Origin of the sequence: Actinomadura physcomitrii (assembly GCF_008923205.2) — a bacterium.
Taxonomy (GTDB): Bacteria; Actinomycetota; Actinomycetes; order Streptosporangiales; family Streptosporangiaceae; genus Spirillospora; species Spirillospora physcomitrii.
Genome location: NZ_WBMS02000015.1, coordinates 180,138 through 199,975, shown reverse-complemented (window position 1 = coordinate 199,975; position 19,838 = coordinate 180,138). Strand labels below are relative to the sequence as shown.

The window sequence follows — 19,838 nt, the reverse complement described above, 5'->3', positions numbered from 1 at the left end:
CGACACCAGGTTCTTCACCTGCTCCGTTGGCTCCGGGTGGCCAGGACCCGGCCAGAGGTGACGGCGGGGACGGGGGCGGGTCGGGGGGCGGGTCGGGGGGCGGGTCGGGGTGCGGGTTCATGGACATGGGGTGCATGGCCAAGCAGGCGGTGAACGACTGGTTCGCCGATCTGGTGACCGGTGCGGCCAAGCCGATCTTCCATCTGCTGTCGCAGACCGTGCTGGGCACCCCGCCGGTGGAGTCCGGGGACATGGCGCGGGCCCGGGACCTGTGGGGCATATCCCAGACGATCGCCAACACCTGCTACGTGCTGCTCATCACCGTCGGCGGGGTGCTGTTGATGGCCGGGCACTCGCTGCCCGGTGGGGAGTTGACGCCCGGGCAGTTGGTGGCGCGGCTGGTGGGTGCGTTCGCCGCCTCCAACCTCAGCCTCGTCCTGATCGGGTACGCGATCACCTTCGCCAACGGCCTGTCGGGGGCGTTCCTCGAAGCCGGAGCCGAGGCGATCGACCCGAGTCGGGTCGCCAAGTCGATCGCCGCCTATCTCGTCGCGAGTCTGGTCCCCAATCAGCCGTTCACGATCTTCATCGGGCTGGGCGTGGTGGTGCTGGCGCTGTGCGTGGCGTTCATCTACATCATCCGGATCGCCCTCACCATGGTCTTGATCGCGGCGGCGCCGGTGGCGTTGATGTTCCATGCCCTGCCGATCACCGACGGGCTGGCCCGGTTGTGGTGGCGCAGCATCAGCGGGGTTCTGGCGATCGGGGTGTGCCAGGCGCTGATCCTGGCAACCGCGTTCCGGCTGCTGTTCTCCGACATCCACCACCCCGGCGACTCCAGCGGCTCCGGTAATCACTTTCCCGGGATCGCGTCGGGGACCGGGATCGATCTGCTGCTCGCGCTGTGCCTGCTGTGGATCATGGTCCGCGTCCCGTCCTGGGTCGCCCGCACCATCTGGCGCGCCGCCCAGCCCAGCGCCCTGACCGGACTGGTGAAAAGCCTCATCCTCTACCGCGGTCTCGGCGCGCTGACGCGCCGCCGCGTCCCCACCACCCAGTTCTGGCAGCCACCGCCGCCGTCGCCGCCTCCACCTAAACCCCCGCCCCCGCCCCCTCGGCGGTACTTCCGGCAGCCGCCGGGGGTGCCCGGTCCGTCCCGCCCCGCGCTGGAAGCGCCTGACGCCTCACGCACACCGCCGGGGTTGCCCGGTCCTTCTAATCCGCCGCTCGCACTGCCCGCCGGTGCGATCCCGATGCCTTCTGGAGCGATCCCTATGCCGCCAGGCCCATCACCCGAACCCGGCGTCGGGCAAGGAACCCGGCATCCGATGCAGCTCGCGTTGCCGATCCCGGCCGGGAAGTCAGCCGCCGGCAAGCGCTCGGCCGGGCGCCGGGCGACGCAGCTGGCGTTGCCGATCCCGGCGGCCCGCGGGCCCCGGCCGCCCTCGCTCAGCGGGCCAGCGGCGCCGAGTGGGCGGGCGCGGGTGCGGTCGCGACAGCTGATGCTGCCCGGCATGCCCAAACGGCCCGTACCGCGCCGGCAGCTGACCCTGTGGACCGACCCGCCCAAGATCCGGGCCAGGAGGGGAGGCCGATGAGCACCCGCCACCAGCACGTCGAGGCGCCGATGAGCGTGAAGATCCCTGCCGACGTCGACCAGCCCGACAAGATCCTCTACGGCCTCACCGCGAAGCAGGTCACGATCCTGGCCGGTACCGCCGCCGCCTGCCTGTGGGTGTTGCTCACCTTCGGGCCGCTGGTGCCGTTCCCGGTGCTGGTCGCAGTACTGGTGCCGGTCGCGGCGGCCGGGATCGTGCTGGCGTTCGCCCGCCACGACGGCATGAACCTCGACCGCTACACCCTCGCCGCCTTCCGCCACCTGCGCGCATCCAAGCAACGCGTCACGACCAGTGAGCCCGTGCAGCCGCCGCCGGCCTGGTGCAGGATGCGCGGACGGCTGCCCGAGCCGTTGCGGCTTCCGGTCCGCACCGTCCGCCAAGACGGGGCCCTGGAACTGGCGCAGGGCGGGGTCGCCGTCATCGTCCGCGCCGGCACTGTCGCTTTCGGGCTGCGGACGGCCGGTGAGCAGGCCGGGCTGGTGGCGGTGTTTGGCCGGTGGCTCAACTCCTTGGACGCCCCCGTGCAGATCCTGGTCCAGGCGCGCCCGGTCGACCTGACGGGCCTGGCCGACCACATCACCCGACACGCCCCCGCGCTGCCCGACCCAGCACTGGAAGAGGCCGCCCGCGCGCACGCCGCGTTCCTCACCGACCTCGGCACCGAACACGACCTGCTCATCCGGCAGGTCCTCATCGCCATCACAGGGCACATCCCCGCCTCGGCCACCGCCTCGGTTCTGCCGTGGCGGCGGCGCGAACGGCGGCGAGTGGGACGCGACTCAGCCGCCGCAGTCGCCCTGCGACGGGCCGCCGAAGCCGTGCAGAGCCTGGCCGCGCTCGGCGTCCCGGCCGAGGTCCTGGACGCCAACAGCACCACGGCCGCCCTGACCGAATCGCTATCCCCAGGTGAACCCCCTCTTGTGGACACCCCCACCTCAGATGACGTGATCACCCACCGGAAGGAAGGCTGATGCGAACCTCACTCGGCGCGCTCGCGCGCACACTCGGCCTCACCACCAAAGCAGGCGCCCCAGCCGATGGCGTCGCAGAAAACGGCCACGAAGATGATCCGGACCTGCCGGGGCTGGGGTTGGGGCCGTCGGCGCTACGCGTCAACGCCAGGTCGCTGGAGTTGCCCGGCGGGGTGTGCTCCTCCTTCGCGATCACCGGGTACCCGCGCGAGGTCGGTGCGGGTTGGCTGGAGCCGCTGCTGACCTACCCCGGTCGCCTGGATGTGTCCCTGCACATCGACCCGATTCCGCCGCTGGTCGCCGCGCAGCGGCTCCGCCGCCAGCTCGCCCGCCTAGAGTCGGCGTCACGGGCCGACGCGCAGCGGGGGCGGCTGGCCGACTTCGCCGCCGAAGTCGCAGCCGATGATGCAGCCGAACTCGCCGCCTCCCTGGCCCGCGGCCACGGCCGCCTGTTCCGCGCCGGCCTGTACCTGACCGTCCACGCCCACGATCCGGACGTGCTGGAGGGCGAGGTGCAGCGGGTTCGGGCGCTGGCCGCGTCCCTGCTGTTGGACGCCCAGCCCACCACCTTCCGCGCCCTGCAAGGCTGGACCACCACCCTGCCGCTGGCCGCCGATGCGATCGGGGCGCGGCGGGTGTTCGACACCGCCGCGCTCGCCGCGTCCTTCCCCTTCACCTCACCCGACCTGCAGCCCGCGCTGGGCGAGACACCGGTGCTGTACGGGCTGAACGCCTACTCGGCCGGGGTGGTGCTCTGGGACCGGTTCGCCCAGGACAACTACAACTCCGTCACCCTCGCCCGCTCCGGCGCCGGCAAGTCCTACTTCACCAAGCTGGAAGTCCTGAGGCTGCTCTACCAGGACGTCCATGTCGCCGTCATCGATCCCGAAGACGAATACCGGCGCCTTTGCGACGACGTCGCCGGCACCCACATCTCCCTCGGTGCACCCGGCGTCTGCTTCGACCCCTTCGACCTTCCGCAAGGGCAGGGCGAGGACACCCTCATCCGGCGGGCGCTGTTCCTGCAGACCCTCATCGGGGCGATGCTCGACGAACCGCTCACACCGGGAGAGCGAGCAGTGCTGGACCGCGCGGTGCTGGCCGCCTACCGCGCCTGCGGCGTCAACTCCGACCCCCGCACCTGGACGCGCCCCGCGCCCGTCCTGACCGGCCTGACCGACCAACTCGACGCCCTGGGTCAGTCCAACGCGCCGGAGGCGGGCACCGCGGCCGATCTGTCGGCGCGGCTCGCGCCGTTCGCGACCGGCTCCTACCGAAGCCTATTCGCCGGACCGACCACCACCCGCCCCACCGGACACCTGGTCGCCTTCTCGCTCCGCGACCTGCCCGACGAGGTCCGCACCATCGGAATGCTCCTGGCCCTGGATGCGATCTGGCGGACCGTCACCGACCCGGCCGATCGGCGACGCCGTCTGGTGGTGGTCGACGAGGCGTGGACCCTCATGCGCGAGGACGAGGGCGCACGGTTCCTGTACCGGCTGGCCAAGTCCGCCCGCAAACACTGGGCCGGACTCGCCGTCGTCACCCAGGACGCCGGCGACCTGCTGTCCACCGAGTTGGGGCGATCGGTGATCGCCAACTCCGCCACCCAGATCCTGCTCCGCCAGGCACCCCAGGCCATCGACCAGATCGCCGACGCCTTCGACCTCACCGACGGCGAGAAGGCCCTGCTGCTGGCCGCCGACAGGGGCCAGGGACTGCTGTGCGGAACCGGTGCCGGTTCCGACAGGGCGGCTTTTAGCGCTATGGCCAGTCCGCACGAACACCAGCTGGTGACCACCGACCCCGCCGAACTCGCCGCCCACACACAAAACCGCGAGACCGCCGACAGGGAGAACGACCCGCGATGAATCCCATGACCTTCATCAGCGACACCACCGGGATGGGGCTGTACGGGCTCCTCTCCAATCTCGGGCACGCCCCGCACCGGCTCCTCGGCCTAACCATGGGATACGGACCCGCGATCGCGGCGGGGATCGCGGGCGTCGCCGTCGGCTGGACGGCCTTCGGTTGGGTACTGCGGGACTGGCGCAACAGCAGGCTCATCCCCGGAGCCCGGCTGGTCGAGGTGGCGGTGCCGCCGAAGGTTGAGCCGGCCAGCGCCGCCGCCTGGTGGGCCCGCCTCATCGGCCTGACCCTTCCCCGCTGGAAACGCCTGCTCTTCGGACAGCCGCACCTGGCCTTCGAGTACGTTGCCGACCACAACGGTGTCCGCTTCCGCATCTGGGCTCCTGGCACCATCCCGCCTGGAATAGTCGAGAAGACGATCCGGGCGTCCTGGCCCGGCGCCACCCTCACGACCCAGCCCGCCACACCACCGCTCCCACTCGACCAGGGCTACGAGGCGGCCGGCGGGCGGCTGGTCCTGGCCCGGCCCGAACACTTCCCGCTCGCCAGCGACCACGACGCCGACCCGCTGCGCGGGCTGCTCGGCACCGCCTCCGGGCTGGCCGAAGGCGAACACCTGGCGGTGCAGATCCTCGCCCGTCCGGCCATCGGCCGACGCCTCGGCAAGGCCTACCGCGCCGCGTCCGCGCTCCGAGGTGGCCGCTCCACCGCACCCCAACACCACCTGTTCGACCTGGTCACCCCCGGCATGTCCGGACACCACAACCCGACCGAGCTCACCCGCCAACACCCCGAACACGCCGAACAAGTCCGTGCCATCCTCAGCAAAGCCGCCCAACCGCGCTTCGAAGTCCAGATCATCTACGGTGTCGCCAGCCGCCACCCCGATCAGATCGACAACGGGTGGCTGCGGGCGCACGCGCACGAGACCGCCTCGACGTTCGCGCTGTTCACCTCCGGCCACCAGTACCTACGCCGCCGCCGACTCCGTCACCCGGCCACCCGCCTCGCCGACCGCCGCCTGCACCGCGGCTACCTGCTCTCGGTCGCCGAGTTGGCCGCGATTGCGCACCTGCCCTACGACCTGGCCGCACCCGGTGTCACCCGCGCCGGCGCCCGCCCCACCGCGCCCTCACCCGCGATCCCCGTCTCCGGACCCGGCATCCGGATCCTCGGCGACTCCGACGCCGGCGCACCCCGCCCCGTCGGCCTCACCGTTGCCGGCGCCCGCCAACACCTGCACGTCCTCGGCCAGACCGGCGTCGGCAAATCCACCTTCCTCGCGGCCCTCATCCTGTCCGACGCCGCCGCCGGACGCGGCGCCCTGGTCATCGACCCCAAAGGCGACCTGATTGCCGACATCCTTGAGCGCCTCCCCGAACGCGCCATCGGCAACACCGTGGTATTCGACCCGGCCACAGCGGGACGTCCGCCATGCCTGAACGTCCTGGCCGGGCACGACCCGGCGTTCGCGGCCGAGTCGATCGTCACCACCTTCCGACGCTGCTTCACCTCCGCCTGGGGACCCCGCCTGGACGACCTGCTCCGGTCCGCCTGCCTCACCCTCACCCGCGTCAACGGCGCCCGCGCCACCCTCGCCGACATCCCCAAACTCCTCATCGACACCGCCTACCGCGCCCGCATCACCGCACGCCTCACCGACGAACTCCTCTCCGGATTCTGGGCCTCCTACGACGAACTCACCCCCGCCGCCCGCGCCTCGGTGATCAGCCCCGTCATGAACAAACTCCGCGCCGTCCTGCTCCGCCCCTTCATCCGCGACACCCTGTCGGGCGGCGCGTCCACCGTCGACCTGTCCGCCACCCTCGCCACCGGCGGCCTCATCCTCGCCCGCCTACCCAAAGGCGTCCTCGGCGAAGACGCCGTCCGCCTCTTCGGCTCACTCCTGCTGGCCCACACCTGGCAGGCCATCACCCCACGCGCCACCCAAGCCGAGCACAACCGCCCCGACACCGCCGCCTACATCGACGAAGCCCACAACTTCCTCAACCTGCCCGGCTCCATCAGCGACATCCTCGCCGAAGCCCGCGCCTACCGATTCAGCCTCACCATCGCCCACCAACACCTCTCCCAGCTCCCCAAGGACCTGCGGGAGGCAGTGTCGGCGGACGCCCGCAACAAGATCTACTTCGCCGCCTCGCCCGAAGACGCCACCGACCTCGCCCGCCACACCGCACCCCTGCTCTCACCACACGACCTGTCCCACCTGGCCGCCTACCAAGCCACAGCCCGCCTCATGGACGGCAACACACCCACACCGCCCTTCACCTTCCGCACCCGCCCCCTCCCCGACCCGATCCCCGGACGAGCAACCGCAGTCCGCACCGCCTCACGCGAACGGTTCGCACCACAGCGCATCCCGCGGTCGATCCCCGACGTCGGGCTGAGAGACCTGGACGCCCCGTCGCCGTCACCCTCCAAGCCCGGTAGCGAGCCAGACGAATCCGCCGCGTTGACCAGCAATGCGGTACCGCCCGAAGCAGAGGAGCGGCGATGACCCGACGGCGCACGACCGATACTCGGCTGCGTGGTTCCCAAATCCGCGCACCTCGTCTGTCCGCCGACGTGATCGCGGACCTGGTCTATCGGCTGACCGCCCGCGACCGGGATCTGCTCGCCCTGGTCTGGGAACACCGCGTCCTGACCACTGGACAACTCACCCGACTGTTCTTTCCCACACCGGAACGGGCCCGGCAACGGCTCAACCACCTACACCGACACCATGCTCTCTTGCGGTTCCGTCCGTGGACGCCCGTCGGCTCCAAACCGTGGCACTGGATCCTCGGCCCGGCCGGCGCGCACGTCCTGGCGGTCGAGCAGGGCCGAAGCATCACCGAGTTCGGCTACCGGCAAGACACCGCCACGGCAATCGCCGTCTCGCCCCGGCTCGCGCACCAGGTCGGCGTGAACGAGTTCTTCGTCGCACTGCACGTTTGCGCCCGACGCCAAGGCGGCGCCGTTGAGCAGTGGTGGTCGGAGTCTCGCTGTGCGGCTCTGTGGGGCGATCTCGCCCACCCCGACGCCTTCGGCCGCTGGACAACGCTCCGCACCGACGGCTCATCGAGCACGCTCGACTTCTTCCTCGAACACGACACCGGCACCGAGCCCCTCGCCCGTGTCATCGCGAAACTCGGCGGCTATGCCGACCTCGCCGAAGCCACTGGCACCACCACTCCTGTCCTGTTCTGGCTGCCGTCCGCCAAGCGGGAAGCCAACCTGCGCCGACTCCTCGGCACACCCGAGATCCCGGTCGCCACCGCCGTCCACACACCCGCTACCTCGCCCGACGGACCCGCCGGACCCGTCTGGCAATCCGCCGGCGCCACCGGCCCTCGACACCGGCTCAGCGACCTCGCGCACGTCTGGGCGACCGTGCCCAGGCACGATCACCACCGAGATTCGGCGGGCTCCTGATGCCGCTGATCGTCGGAGCGGTCGTCGGCGTCGTGGCACTGATGGCCGTGCTCGTCGCGGTGATCAGCGCCGTCATGCCCGGCTCCACCGGCGAGGCCGCCTGCCAACCCTCACCGAGCAAGACCAGTACCAAGATCCCGCCCGCATATATGGCGCTCTACCGTAAAGCCGGAGCCGAGTACGGGGTCGGCTGGAATGTGCTGGCCGCTGTCGGGAAGGTCGAGTCCGACCACGGGCGCGGCCCCGGCTCGGGCATCCGCACCGGCACCAACTCCGCCGGCGCCGCAGGCCCTATGCAGTTCCTCGCCGGCACCTGGAAGGCGTTCGGCGTTGACGGCGACCATGACGGGCACACGAACATCTACGACCCCGCCGACGCGATCCCCGCCGCCGCCCGCTACCTCAAACACAACGGCGCACCCGGCAAGATCCGCGCCGCGCTCTTCCAGTACAACCACTCCGACCAGTACGTCGATCTCGTCTTGCGCCAAGCCCGCGCCTACGCAGCGTCCGGAGGCGACTCGGTAGAAGACGGCTGCAGAGGCGCCGGGGCCTTCACCACCGCGCCGCTGGGGAAAGCGGCCGCCGCCGCGATCGCGTTCGCCCGCGCGCAACTCGGGAAGCCCTACGTGTGGGGCGCCGATGGGCCCCGCGCCTTCGACTGCTCCGGCCTGGTCTACGCCGCCTACAAGGCCGCCGGAGTCACAATTCCACGCGTCACCGGCGACCAATGGCGCCACGGCCACCACATCACCAAAGGCCGAGAGCAGCCCGGCGACCTTGTGTTCTTCAACTCCGGGCCCGGCACCTCCACAACCAACCCCGGACACGTCGGCCTGGTCATCGGCGGCGGAAGAATGATCGCCGCACCCCACGCCGGCACCGTCGTACAGATCCAGCCCTACACCCGCCCTAGCCTCCTCGGCTTCACCCGACCCGCGGCGCCCCGCGCATGAGCGAAGAGAACCCGCAGAACGGCTGGCTCCACCGAACCGGAGAGGCTCGGCAGGCGGCAGCGTGGCCGGATCGTCTCGCCCAGGCCACCACCGCCCTCGCCGTGATCGTTGTGGCCGGTGTCGCCGCAACCATCTCCTATGCGCACATCCTCGAACTCACCCGCTCCCACGGCGAGAAGGGCCTGACGGCACGGCTGGTCCCCGTCACCGTGGACGGCCTGATCTGGGCCGCGTCGATGGTCGTCTTGGACGCCGGGCGACGCAGCCGTCCCGTACCGGCGCTGGCCCGATGGAGCCTGGCAGCGGGCATCGTGGCGACCGTCGGCGCCAACGTGGCGCACGGCGCCGCTCACGGCGTCATCGGCGCCCTGGTCAGCGCATGGCCCGCCCTCGCCCTGATCGGCTCCTTCGAGTTGCTGATGACCCTCATCCGCAACGCGATACAGCCCCGGACCGGTGCTGAGCCTCACCGGTGCACCACTCTGGTGCGGCCAGACTCCGCGCGCACTGCGGTGGAGCAGACCGTGGAGCAGGCGGTGCTGGCCGAGTACCGCGCGAGCCTCAACGGGCCCGGCCGCCCGCTCTCGCAGCGCTACCTGGCCGACAAACACGGCCTCGACCGCCGCAAGGTCAAGCAGATCATCAGCGCCGAGAACCAGCCGCGCCCCGACGCACTTTGACCTCTGGCTGACCTTGCCCTCCGGCCGGCCCGGACCCACTGCTTGCCGTGCTGCCATCGAGTCATGGGCGGTGAGCCCTGCCTTCCTCGATGGTCCGGGTGGAGTGTTCCTGGTCGTAGACGGGGCCGTAGAGGGCACGGCCGAGGTCGTTGTAGGTGTCGGCGACGTCCAGACCGACGGCGTGGCGACCGCACCACTCGACGATGCGGCAGTCAGGGCAGGCATCCGACGCGGCAGGCCGGGCGGTGGCGGCCTCGCGTAGCGCGGTGATGAGCGCGGCGTCCCGGTCCAGGACGGGTTCGGTCGCGGCAGCCACTCGGTAGGCCGCCTTGATCAGCTTCTGGGTGACCGCATAGCGGTCCCGGGGGTTGGCGTCCAGTTCGGCGGTGATGTCGATGAGGCCGCACAACTCCTGGATCAGCCAGGGGTGGGCGGGCTCGGCCGGTACGGCATGCGCGTTGCGGTTCACGGATCGGTCCTTTCGGTACGAGGGGCAATACGCCCCAGGCATCGGTGGTGTCGTGCGTAGAAGAGATGGGTGATCTCGAAGAGCGCACCCTCGGCGAGACTTTGGCAGTTGGCTGGTGGGCGGCGCGGGACGTGGCCCGGGGGCCGCGTGCCGGGCCCGTCCGGCCGCCTCCGGACCTGGCCGGTTCGGGTCCGCGGAGCGTTGTATCGCGCTGTTCCCATGGCAATGGACCGGGCTTCTCTGTGGTGGCGCGGTCGTACGGCGGGAACGGCGGTTGCGCGCGGCGGGACCATGTCCGGCTCCGCGTGCGGTCGGCCCGCCGGGCCGTCCGACCTGGGCCCCGGCGGGGCCCAGGTCGGACGCGGTCATGCGTTGCGGAGGGCGCGGGTGGCAGCGGCGCCGATGGTGTCGGCCGTTTGTGCGGGGTCGGTGAGGGTGATGGGGTGGGCGCCGTTCAGGACGGTGGCGTGCGAGTGGGGCGCCAGCCACAACACCGCGCATCCCGACGCGGTGAGCCGGTCGAGGCGCTGCTGGCCGAGCGTGGGGTGCGGGTCTTTGAACCGGCCGTCGGAGACGACCACGAGGAGGCGGGCGGCGCCGGGGCGGGTCAGATCGAGGGCGGCGTCGAGGGCGTCAACGGCGGTGGTGAAGTCCTCGCACGGGTCGTTGGCTGCGAATACCGGGACCTGAGCGGGTGTCTGTCCGGGGTGGGTGAGGGCCCGCACCCATGCGCCGAAGATGACCGACGCGGAGACGGCGTCGGGGACGTGTCCGGCGGCGCGGGCGATGATCCACGCGGCCGAAGCGACCGGCCGGGCGAACTCGTTCATGGACCCGGAGACGTCGCAGGCGATGCCGATGCGTAGCGGCGGCGCGGGCACGTGGCGGCGGATGGTCTGGGTGAACGGTTCGGCGGTGGGGGTGGTTCCGGCGGCGCGTTGGGCGTCGGCGGCCAGGGCGCCCCGCATGCTGAGGCGTCCGGGCGGGGTGGCCGAGGTGGTGCGGGTGGTGACGCGGTCGCGGTGCGCGGCGGACCGCAACTGCCGCGCCAACCGGCGCGCAGCGGCCTGCTCGGCCGGTTCCGGCGTCCGGGTGCTGGTGATCGCGGTGGGCCCGCGCCGGGCGGTGGTGGGGGTGGTGCTGGGCGCGAACACGCGCCGCGCCGCCCGCTGTGCCTCTTCCCGCGCCTTCTTCTCTCGCCGGCGTTCTTCTCCCTTGTTGGCAGCGGTGCTCGAGGCGCCGGGGGTGCCGGGTGCGGTGGCGCGGGTGTCGGAAGAGGCGTGCACCGCGATCAGGGTCTCACCGACCGCCTTGACCAGAGGGGACGGGTCGCCGGAGGCGCCGGGGGTGCCGGGCTGTGGGACGGGTGCGGGGTGATCGGGGCGGGCGCCGATGATCCGGCACCACCGCCGCCCGAGTTCCAGCATCGCCTCGCCGTCGGTGTCGCCGGTGGTATGGGCGATGTGCCACAGCGCCGACAGCGCGCTCAACCGTGACTCACCCAGCACCCCGACCACGACCTCGCGCAGCGGCGCGGTTTCGGCGAGGGTGAGGATTCCGGCGTCGGTGCGGGCCAGCAGCAGCGCGGCGGCGCGTCCGGCGTTCCACGGCGTCATTGCCGCGCCGGGTGTGGTGACCGCCGCACCCGCCACGGTGCCGGACGCTACGGCGCCGGACGCGCCGCTACCGGTCCCGCTGGCACCGGCGCCGCTACCGGGCGCGGTCGCCGGTGTCGCCGACGCACCGGACGCACCGTGCGGGACGGTGGCGGGTGCGGTCGCTGCGGTGGCCGTGTGCGTGCTGGTGGTGGGGGTGAAGAAGTCGGCGAGGATGAGGCTGCTGGCGGCGGCGCGCAGCCAGGACCGGTCGGCGGGGCGGCGCCGCACCTGCGCCGCCTCGATCCGGGACTCTTCCAAGGCGAGAGCCGCGTCGAAGACGGCGGCGGGTGCGCCGGTTGGTGGTTCCCAGCGGGTGTGGGTGGCGTGTGCGGCTTCGTGGACCAGTACGCCCCACAGGATCGGGTAGCGGTGCCGGTCGGCGGGGCGGGTGGGGTCGCAGGTGTCGGGCCTGTGGCCGAGGTGGGTGCCGTCGAGTTCGATGGTGGCCAGTGCGGGCACGAAGCACCCCGGCGCGCCCTGTCCCAGACCCGGCGCACATTGCACGGTGAGGTCTTCGCGGTCGGTGAGGTCGGCGACGGCGTCGGTGAACGCCGCCGACAGCGGCAGCCACGCCCCACCCAACCCGGCACCCGCGACAGCGGCGGGCGTGGGCGCTATGACGGCGGGCGCCGGTGCTGTTCCCGAAGCGGGCGCGGTGCCGGTAGTGGTGCCGGTCGGACCGGTGGCGGGTGCGGGTGCAGTGACGATGTGCGCGGTCATGATTCCCCCGATGGGTGGTGACGGCGCCCGGACGGGCACCGGATGTGCAGGTATGCGGTGGCGCGGGTCAGAGTTGGCGGCCGAGGGCCAGCGGTGTGACGGCGCGTCCGTAGACGGAACTGATGACCTCGGCGACCATGTCCCGGTCTTCTTCGGGCGCGATGCCGACCAGGTTCGCGACCGCCGCGTCGGGTCCGAGGACCTTGGTCATCTTCTGGAAGGCGATCAGTTCGCGCAGTTGCGGCGCCCAACCAATCTCGCCGGAGGCCTGACGGCGGGCAAGGTTGCGGGCGATCCGGATCGCGCGCGGTTCGATCTTCAGCGTGGTGGCGAGGTCGTAGTCGGTGGACACCTGGATCTGTGCGGCGAACCGTGAGGCGAGTGCCTCGGTGAGGACGGCGCCGTGCACGCCCGGGTTGTGTCCGGCGACCACGTAGAACCCCTCGGCTGCTGTGATCGTCTCGCCTTTATGGGCCTTCACGGTGATCTGGCGGCGCCCGTCCATCGCCGGATACACCACCGCCAGCACCTTCGGCGAGATCAACGTCGCGTCGTCGATGAACAGGCACCGGCCCTCGGTCATCGCCGTGACCAGCGGCCCGTAGACGAACTCGTAACCGCCGCCCGGGGCCTGGGTGTACTCGCCGATGAAATCGGCGACGGCGGTGTCACCGTCCCCGGCGACCGTGATCAGGTCCGGGAACGCCGCCTCAACGAGGGACGTCTTCCCGGTGCCGGGCGGCCCGTACAACAGGGCCGCGATCGACGCCTCACGCAACCGCCGAAGCGCCGCCACGTCGGGCAGGTCCGCCAACGCACGCGGGTGGTAGGCCTGACCGTTCGGACGCACCACCGGACCACTCACGCCCTTCCCCGCCGCCTTCCCGGCACCCGCACCCGCCGCCGGACCGGTGGCGGGTGCGGGGGTGGTGCCGGACGGCGGGGCGGCGGGCGCCGCCGGTGCACTACGGCGCACCGCACGGGCGGCGCCCGCGCCGCCACTGCCTTTGGTGGCGTCAACTGTGGTGGGGGTGGCACGGTAGCGGCGTGGGCGCCCCGACACCTGCTCGGCCTGACCCCGGCCGGTCAGGGTCGCCAGGGCGTTGGCGACCGCACCCGCCGACCGGCCGAGCTCTTTGGCGATCTCACCCGGGCTAAACAGGTTCCCCGGACGGTCGGCCAGCACGGTCGCGACCCGGCGCCGCAACTCGCCCTGCCCCAGGCGCCCACCCGGCACCGGAACGGCGGCGGGCGCGGTACCGGTGGTCGGTGCACCTGTGCCGGTCGCGGTGCTCACGGTCGGCGCGGCGGTGGTGGTCGCGGCGGTGGCGGTCTCGGTGGTGGGAACGTTGGTCATCACATGCCTCCGGCGGTACGAGGTGGTCGGTGGTGCCGGGGGCGGGCGGTAGGGAGCCCGCCCCGGATGGCAGTCGCTGCGGTCCGGGCGCGCGGTCAGTGCGCGGCGGGGGCGTTGGTGGCGCGCGCGATGGCGCGGTGGGTGGTGGTGAACCGGCGGGGCCGTTCGCACACCAGCTCGGCGTCACCGGCCTCGGCGAGCCGGTCCAGGGCGTTGGACACCGCGCCCGCCGAATGACCGATCACCTTCGCCACCTCATGCGGCGTGAACGCCGCGCCCGGGTGCGCGGTCAGGTGCGCGGCGACCTTCGCGCGCATCGCCCCCGGCTGCGACCTCACCCGCCCCGACGCCGTCCGCACCGGCCCCCGCGCCGCCGCCCGCACCAACCGCCGCACCAACCCCGACCCGCTGTAGGCACCCTCCGCCGCCGCCAACGCCGTGTCGCCGTCCCCGGCCTCCAGCGCCGTCAGCGCCGCCGTAATCCCGTCGCGCAACGCCGTCAGCGCGTCCCGCGCCTCGGCCACCGCCACCGGATCCAACCCCGCACCCCCGTCCCCGTCCTCGGCGCCGTTCGCGTCCGCGCCGTTCGCGTCCCCGGTGCCGGTCGGGTCCGTACCGGTCGCCTCCTCGGTGACGGTGCCGTCGGCGACGTTCGCCGGGCCGGACGTGCCCCCCTCCGACCCGTCGGCGGGCGCGTCCGACGCGGGGCCGGTCGGCGCCGTACCGGCCTCACCGGCGCCTGTGGTCGCGGTCACGGCGTCACCGGTCGTCGCGTCACCGGTGTCGGGGGTGACGGTGTCGGGGGTGGCGTGCCAGGTGTCCGGCAGGCGCTTCCCGCCGTCGCGCCCGCCGGACGTCCGGACGGCGCGCCCGTCAGCCTCCAGCGCGGTCAGCGTCCGGGACACCGTCGCGCGGCTGACACCCGCCGCCGCCGCGATCCCCGCCACCGTCGCACCCGGGTTACCCGTCAGCGCGCCCCACACCGCGCCAGCCGCCCCCACCGGACGCGCCCCGCCCGACACACCGGCGGCACCGTCCACGGGCCCCTCCGCGCCAATGGCGCCCTTCCCATCCGTACCCGTGGCGGCGGTGTTGGCGGCGGTGTTGGCGGCGGTGTTCTTCGTGGCCATTTTGACTCCCATTCCATTCGTTGCGGCAACCGCGATTCGGCGCCGTTCCCGTTCACCGGGACTACGACCATTTCTCGATGCCGCAACGATAGGCAAGCGCCTGCGGCCACATTTTTAATCACCTCAACGGCTGAACGATGTAACCATTCGCGCCCGCACGCACCCAAACCCAAGCAATCGCAAACACCTATTTCGCGCACCGAAACCGCGCACGCCACCGACCGCGCGACCACCCCGGCGCCTTTCAGCGAAAACGCCTCACCAAAGGCGCCGGAACGGCGCGGCGACCCGCTACATCACCTCGGCGGCCGCCTCGCCTCGTACGACTCGCGCGTCGGGCAGGGCCTCGTGGCCATGGGGCCGGCGCCAACGGCGGGAGGCCGCCGGCGCCTGGCGGCGCCGGCGGTCGTGTTCAGGAACTGGGTGGAAGGAAGGGGTACAGCAGTGCAGGACCGGGAAGAGGTCCACATCAAGCCATCGACCACACCCGCGAGCTATTACCAGGAGCCGTCCTGGTGACGAGTCGGGCGCACGAACAGAAGATGCAAGACCGCGCCGACCTGCATTAACAGGCCCGCCAGGGGCTTCTGGTCATAAACAGAAGACCGAAAAGAACCCCGAAAAGAAGACCGACCGGAACCCCGATAAGACGCAATGGGCATGGCCCGCCACCCCATGCGGGCACATGCTGAGAAAACGCCACAAACAAGGACAGGCTCCGCCCGCGCCCCGGCGATGCACCAGGGCCGGGACGGAGCCTCGGCCTCAAGGGGATCTGCTCTACCCTGTCCCCTGAGGGGCCAGCCTGCTAGACCCAGGCTGGGCCCTCCCTCATGACGCCAGCGGCGTCTCCTCCGCCGGCGCTGTCGCCGTCCTGCTGCGCAGATCGACGTCGGCCCAGACCGTGTGACCGGTGTCCGGGCTGCCGTGAATCCCCACCGACAGCGCGAGCTTGGACACCATGAGCAGCCCGCGTCCGTTGACCCGCGGCTCGCACCCGGGCTGTTCGGAGCGGATCGTCGGAATGCAACCGCCCCCCAGGTCGGTCACCGCGATGTAGGCGACGTCCTGCAACGTGACCTCCAGCCCGAACCAGCCTCCCTGGTAGCCCGACCGAGTGTGCAGCACGGCGTTGCTCGCCAGCTCGGCCACCACCATCGCCACCTCCTCTTCCCGGCTCGTTCCGGCGAACAGCGACGCCGCCAACTGCCGGGCCGTGGTCACCTGATCCGCGCGGCCTGGGAACACCCGGCGCCAGCGCATCGGTTCCGATCCCCAGAGCCACTCGCTCGCGGAGCACAGGCTCCAGCCTTTCGATGCCATTTCCATCCCCTCTTCTTTTCGGATGCTGTCCGCCCAGATGCCTGGCCACAGGGCAGCCCAGGCGGAAACGTAGTAGTGCTCGCCTCGCTACCGTCCGTCAAGCCGAGCACCGCTTGATGGCGGGTCTCAGGCCAGCGCGGAGTCGGAGCTGAAAACGCGACCATTCACACTCGGCCACGACAGATCACGCTGGGAGGCGCGGAGGAGGCCGGCTGCAGCTCGAGATCAGGCGGACAGCAACGCCCAGACGGCTTTGCCGCCGTCCGGGAGCGGGCGCACGCCCCAGGCGGATGCGAGTGCTGCGACGATCGAAAGACCGCGCCCCGAATCGGCCGCATAGTTCGGCGGGCGCAGGACAGGGCGCTCCGCGCCCCGGTCCGTCACCTCGACCTTCGGCAAACGACTGTGCTCGTCTTGGAGAACACGCACCACGATCGCGCCGGTGCCATGTAGAAGCGCGTTGGTCACCAACTCCGAGACCACGAGTTGGCCGTCGGAGTCGTCCAAGCCCCATTGGGCAAAGCGGTTGGACACGAATTGGCGGGCGATCTCGGGAGCATGTGGGGTCGGGTCCAGGACGAGTGCGTCCCGGGTTTCGCTGAGCATGGTCACGGCTTTCGTCAGGATCAGGAGTTCGTGGAGAAGCACGCGAGGTGGCCTGGTGCGGAGCGCGCGGCGAAGCCACTGGTCTCGCCCGTCATGTCCCCGCGGGGGAAGTCGGCGCGGAGGAGCGCGCGAACGCCTTCGCGGTCCCAGGTCCTGCTGGTGGCTTGGGCCACGGCTGCCTCCCCTGTGCTGGTGACGATTCGGTCACTGTTAGTGAAGCCGTGGCATGGGGTGCGGCTCTAGCCGACAATGTTCGACAGCTTGCGACATCTCCACGTTCGCGGGACGGCTGGTAGGCGGCGAGGTGCACGCTCATGGCTTATGAGACGACTCCACGAGTGCGCGCCCGGATGCGCCGTGAGCGCCGGGCACTGGGCTGGGATATCCCGCGCATGGCGCAAGAACTCCGAAACGCCGCCGACTACCCGCACAAGATGCCGAGCGTCCGAAGCCTGCGCCGCTACATCGAACGGTGGGAGGAAGGCGATGTCGTCCGGATCACCGAGCGCTACCGCATCCTGTACGCCAGGGCACTGAACATGGATGAGGACGAACTCTTCCAGGACGGCCACAAGGAGCCGGCCAACCGCAACCCCAGCGCGGGCGACGTGGAGGCGATCCGGGGCATGCTCACCGCGCTCATGACCTCCGATCGCCAGTTCGGCGGCGCCCGGATCCGCCAGCAGGCCACCGACTACCTGACCGACGTCATTGAGCCCCGGTTGCGCGGACACGCACCCGAGGCGCTGCGCCGCCGGCTGTTCGCCATCTCCACCGAGTTCGCCATGCGCGTCTCGGCGATGAACCTCGACACCGACCGGCTGGACGCATCCCTGATGCTGCTCGGTCGAGCCGCGAGCATGGCCAACGAATCCGGCGACGCGTCCCTGACAGCCTGGGTCCTGGCCCGCCGAGGCGAGCACGAGATGCATAAGGCCGCCCTCGCCACGAGGCCCGCGCAGCGCGCTGACCACGTGCAACAGGCTCTTGCCTACACCGAAGGCGCGGTCGGTGTCGCCCGCACCACGCCCCCACTCGGGCGGGCGTTCTTGACCACCAAGTCCGCCCTCGCATCGTCGCTGACCGGCGACCGGGCACGCACCCAACGGATCCTCGGCAACGTCTGGGATGCCTACCGGCAGGCCGGCACCGCGGAAGAACCCAGTTGGATGGGCGCCTACGGTTGGGGACACCTCCGGCACGAAGAGGCTCGCTGCTACGTGAACCTCGGCATGGGGCGAGACGCCGCTCGCTCAGCCGAAGAGAGCCTGTCGGTCCGCACAGATCTGCGTCCACGCGCCTTCAGCCTCGGCATCCTGTCGATCGCACACGCCCAGACACTGGACATCGAACAGGCCTGCGTCCGCGGCCACGAGATGCTCGCGCTCGCCGCACAGATCTCCTCGCGCCGCATCTGCGTCCGGGTCACCGAGATGCTCGCCGCGCTCGCCGCCCACCGTGACCACCCGTCCGTCATCGAACTGCGAGAAGCTGCGCAGCCGGTGCTGGCCGATTGCGCCCGTTAAGACCGGGAAAAGCAAGCCCATGCGGGCTCTTCCCGATGACGTCGCCGCGGCGATTCATGCGGTCGCAGACCAGCTTCATGTCCGGGTGGACGATGCGCGCCTGGTCCGTGAGCACAGCAACACCGCCGTGGCATTGCCGACCGCGCGCCTGCTGGTCCGGATCGCGGGCAACCCGGACGCCCTCGACCGAATCAAGAAGTCCGTCGAAGTGACGCGATGGCTCGCGGCCGAGGGCTTCCGCTGCACCGAACCTGCCGACATGGAGCCGTTCAGTGTGAAGGGCCATGTCGTCTCGGTGTGGCGGCTCCTCGAGACCGCCAGCGAACCACCTGGCACCGGCCGCGAACTCGGCCGGCTACTGCGCGACCTCCACGACCGTCCGAACCCGCCAATGGAACTCCCACGACTCATCGATCCGCTCGCAAGCATCGCCTCGGCCGTCGACGGACATCCGAACGCGATGACGGATCAAGATCGGTCATGGTTGCTCACCCGTATCGATGAACTGCGCGCAGCATGGGCCGGTCTGGTGACCACCCTGGAGCCCGGCTTGATACATGGAGACGCCCACTCCAACAACCTCATTCGTGTCCGAGGCGGTGACGTCGTCCTGGGCGACTGGGACCACGTCGCCCACGGCCCCCGCGAATGGGACCTCATACAGCCCCACTACATGCGCCGCCGATTCGACCGTCACAGCTCAGCCGAACTCCGCGAGTTCACCGACGCCTACGCCTGGGACGTGAGCGGCTGGGCCGGGTTCGAGACATTGATACAAGTCCGCGAGATCACCGGACTGAGTCCCTACGTTCGCAAGGCGGCCGATCAGGGCTGGGCCCGCCGAGAAGTAGCCCATCGCCTCCTCACCCTGCGACGCGGCGACCCCAGAGCCCCTTGGAATACACCCAGGTCGCTCCGCATGAAGTAGCAGGCCAGTTCCACTGACGCCTGCCCCGACAAGCTCTGGTCATCGGTCGCTCACAATGGCCTGCGTGTTCGCCGAACGGGCACGGAGGACACGGATGACCGGGGGAATCCGGAGATCATCTTGACGGCCGCCAGTTCGGATCGGGCGCCGGCCGATGTGCCAGTTCCCGGCGCTGGGGGTTCGACGATCTCGTGTGGCCGGTCGCGCTGCGGACGGAGTGGTCGACGAGGACTCCGCCCGTCCCGTGACCGACAACATCGTCGCCGCACTCCTCGGCCGTGGCTCGAGGTGGTCTCCGCCGGCCTGAGGTGACGGTCACGCCGCCCGTCGTCCGAGCGCAGGCCGCCAGGGCCGCTGCTGATCTTTACCAAGGAATCCCGCAGGCGGTGAACGCCCAGGTAGACGGCTTTTTAAGCACGGACGCGACTTTGCCGACGACGCGTGAGCACAGGCCGGTCGGCAGCGTTCATGCAGGTCAGAGCGATTCTGAGCACTTCATGAGCACTTCGTGAGCAGCACGTTCTGCTCACGAAGTGCTCATGAAGTGCATGTGCCTCATCAGACACCTGACGCCAACGAATCGTCACGACC

General features: G+C 71.0%; 15 protein-coding genes. 9 read left to right on the top strand and 6 right to left on the bottom strand.

Annotated elements, in window-relative coordinates; translation table 11 throughout:
• The first annotated feature begins 119 nt into the window (after positions 1 to 119).
• Genes F8568_RS20795 through F8568_RS20765 form a run of 7 tightly spaced genes read left to right on the top strand, consistent with a single transcriptional unit; the run spans position 120 to position 9,530 of the window.
• Complete coding sequence (locus tag F8568_RS20795) at positions 120 to 1,598, top strand: hypothetical protein (protein ID WP_151595284.1); 1,479 nt, start codon at positions 120 to 122, stop codon at positions 1,596 to 1,598.
• Positions 1,595 to 2,590 (top strand): PrgI family protein, encoded by a 996-nt coding sequence (locus tag F8568_RS20790; RefSeq protein WP_151595283.1) that lies wholly within the window; start codon positions 1,595 to 1,597, stop codon positions 2,588 to 2,590. Before F8568_RS20795 ends, F8568_RS20790 begins: the two co-directional genes overlap by 4 nt.
• Complete coding sequence (locus F8568_RS20785; RefSeq protein WP_151595281.1) at positions 2,590 to 4,461, top strand: VirB4 family type IV secretion system protein; 1,872 nt, start codon at positions 2,590 to 2,592, stop codon at positions 4,459 to 4,461. The genes F8568_RS20790 and F8568_RS20785 overlap by 1 nt, the downstream gene beginning before the upstream one ends.
• Positions 4,458 to 6,977 carry a type IV secretory system conjugative DNA transfer family protein gene (locus F8568_RS49705; RefSeq protein WP_151595279.1) on the top strand — a complete coding sequence of 840 codons (2,520 nt, stop codon included), beginning with the start codon at positions 4,458 to 4,460 and terminating at the stop codon, positions 6,975 to 6,977. Before F8568_RS20785 ends, F8568_RS49705 begins: the two co-directional genes overlap by 4 nt.
• Positions 6,974 to 7,894 carry a replication-relaxation family protein gene (locus F8568_RS20775; protein WP_151595277.1) on the top strand — a complete coding sequence of 307 codons (921 nt, stop codon included), beginning with the start codon at positions 6,974 to 6,976 and terminating at the stop codon, positions 7,892 to 7,894. Before F8568_RS49705 ends, F8568_RS20775 begins: the two co-directional genes overlap by 4 nt.
• Positions 7,894 to 8,850: a C40 family peptidase gene (locus tag F8568_RS20770; protein WP_151595276.1), complete on the top strand. Its 957-nt coding sequence runs from the start codon at positions 7,894 to 7,896 to the stop codon at positions 8,848 to 8,850. Before F8568_RS20775 ends, F8568_RS20770 begins: the two co-directional genes overlap by 1 nt.
• Positions 8,847 to 9,530: a DUF2637 domain-containing protein gene (locus F8568_RS20765; protein WP_151595274.1), complete on the top strand. Its 684-nt coding sequence runs from the start codon at positions 8,847 to 8,849 to the stop codon at positions 9,528 to 9,530. The genes F8568_RS20770 and F8568_RS20765 overlap by 4 nt, the downstream gene beginning before the upstream one ends.
• A 61-nt stretch (positions 9,531 to 9,591) precedes the next feature.
• Here F8568_RS20765 and F8568_RS20760 read toward each other — a convergent pair whose 3' ends face one another.
• The 6 genes from F8568_RS20760 to F8568_RS20735 all read right to left on the bottom strand — a co-directional run bounded on the left by F8568_RS20760 (position 9,592) and on the right by F8568_RS20735 (position 16,835).
• A complete protein-coding gene (locus F8568_RS20760) occupies positions 9,592 to 9,999 on the bottom strand; it encodes a hypothetical protein (protein ID WP_151595273.1) in 408 nt (135 codons plus the stop codon).
• 365 nt (positions 10,000 to 10,364) lie between these two features.
• Complete coding sequence (locus F8568_RS20755) at positions 10,365 to 12,377, bottom strand: VWA domain-containing protein (protein WP_151595271.1); 2,013 nt, start codon at positions 12,375 to 12,377, stop codon at positions 10,365 to 10,367.
• Between the two features lie 67 nt (positions 12,378 to 12,444).
• A complete protein-coding gene (locus tag F8568_RS20750; protein ID WP_151595270.1) occupies positions 12,445 to 13,734 on the bottom strand; it encodes an AAA family ATPase in 1,290 nt (429 codons plus the stop codon).
• 95 nt (positions 13,735 to 13,829) lie between these two features.
• Entirely contained in the window at positions 13,830 to 14,864 is a 1,035-nt protein-coding gene (locus tag F8568_RS20745; protein WP_151595268.1) for a MarR family transcriptional regulator, read from the bottom strand.
• 831 nt (positions 14,865 to 15,695) lie between these two features.
• Positions 15,696 to 16,193 carry an ATP-binding protein gene (locus tag F8568_RS20740; protein WP_151595266.1) on the bottom strand — a complete coding sequence of 166 codons (498 nt, stop codon included), beginning with the start codon at positions 16,191 to 16,193 and terminating at the stop codon, positions 15,696 to 15,698.
• 219 nt (positions 16,194 to 16,412) lie between these two features.
• Positions 16,413 to 16,835 (bottom strand): ATP-binding protein, encoded by a 423-nt coding sequence (locus F8568_RS20735; RefSeq protein ID WP_151595264.1) that lies wholly within the window; start codon positions 16,833 to 16,835, stop codon positions 16,413 to 16,415.
• A gap of 272 nt (positions 16,836 to 17,107) precedes the next feature.
• On the opposite strand from F8568_RS20735, the gene F8568_RS20730 reads away from it, so the two are divergent.
• Both F8568_RS20730 and F8568_RS20725 read left to right on the top strand, forming a co-directional pair.
• Positions 17,108 to 18,319, top strand: a complete 1,212-nt coding sequence (locus F8568_RS20730) for a hypothetical protein (protein WP_151595263.1) — start codon at positions 17,108 to 17,110, stop codon at positions 18,317 to 18,319.
• Positions 18,320 to 18,338: 19 nt separating this feature from the next.
• Positions 18,339 to 19,247, top strand: a complete 909-nt coding sequence (locus tag F8568_RS20725; protein ID WP_151595261.1) for an aminoglycoside phosphotransferase family protein — start codon at positions 18,339 to 18,341, stop codon at positions 19,245 to 19,247.
• Positions 19,248 to 19,838: the final 591 nt, after the last annotated feature.

What these genes read in the sequence shown, in the direction of transcription:
- F8568_RS20750 (WP_151595270.1), bottom strand. Translation starts at nt 13,734, where the DNA reads ATGACCAACGTTCCCACCACCGAGACCGCCACCGCCGCGACCACCACC.
- F8568_RS20785 (WP_151595281.1), top strand. Translation starts at nt 2,590, where the DNA reads ATGCGAACCTCACTCGGCGCGCTCGCGCGCACACTCGGCCTCACCACC.
- F8568_RS20730 (WP_151595263.1), top strand. Translation starts at nt 17,108, where the DNA reads ATGGCTTATGAGACGACTCCACGAGTGCGCGCCCGGATGCGCCGTGAG.
- F8568_RS49705 (WP_151595279.1), top strand. Translation starts at nt 4,458, where the DNA reads ATGAATCCCATGACCTTCATCAGCGACACCACCGGGATGGGGCTGTAC.
- F8568_RS20775 (WP_151595277.1), top strand. Translation starts at nt 6,974, where the DNA reads ATGACCCGACGGCGCACGACCGATACTCGGCTGCGTGGTTCCCAAATC.
- F8568_RS20765 (WP_151595274.1), top strand. Translation starts at nt 8,847, where the DNA reads ATGAGCGAAGAGAACCCGCAGAACGGCTGGCTCCACCGAACCGGAGAG.
- F8568_RS20795 (WP_151595284.1), top strand. Translation starts at nt 120, where the DNA reads ATGGACATGGGGTGCATGGCCAAGCAGGCGGTGAACGACTGGTTCGCC.
- F8568_RS20745 (WP_151595268.1), bottom strand. Translation starts at nt 14,864, where the DNA reads ATGGCCACGAAGAACACCGCCGCCAACACCGCCGCCAACACCGCCGCC.
- F8568_RS20790 (WP_151595283.1), top strand. Translation starts at nt 1,595, where the DNA reads ATGAGCACCCGCCACCAGCACGTCGAGGCGCCGATGAGCGTGAAGATC.
- F8568_RS20725 (WP_151595261.1), top strand. Translation starts at nt 18,339, where the DNA reads ATGCGGGCTCTTCCCGATGACGTCGCCGCGGCGATTCATGCGGTCGCA.
- F8568_RS20755 (WP_151595271.1), bottom strand. Translation starts at nt 12,377, where the DNA reads ATGACCGCGCACATCGTCACTGCACCCGCACCCGCCACCGGTCCGACC.
- F8568_RS20770 (WP_151595276.1), top strand. Translation starts at nt 7,894, where the DNA reads ATGCCGCTGATCGTCGGAGCGGTCGTCGGCGTCGTGGCACTGATGGCC.
- F8568_RS20740 (WP_151595266.1), bottom strand. Translation starts at nt 16,193, where the DNA reads ATGGAAATGGCATCGAAAGGCTGGAGCCTGTGCTCCGCGAGCGAGTGG.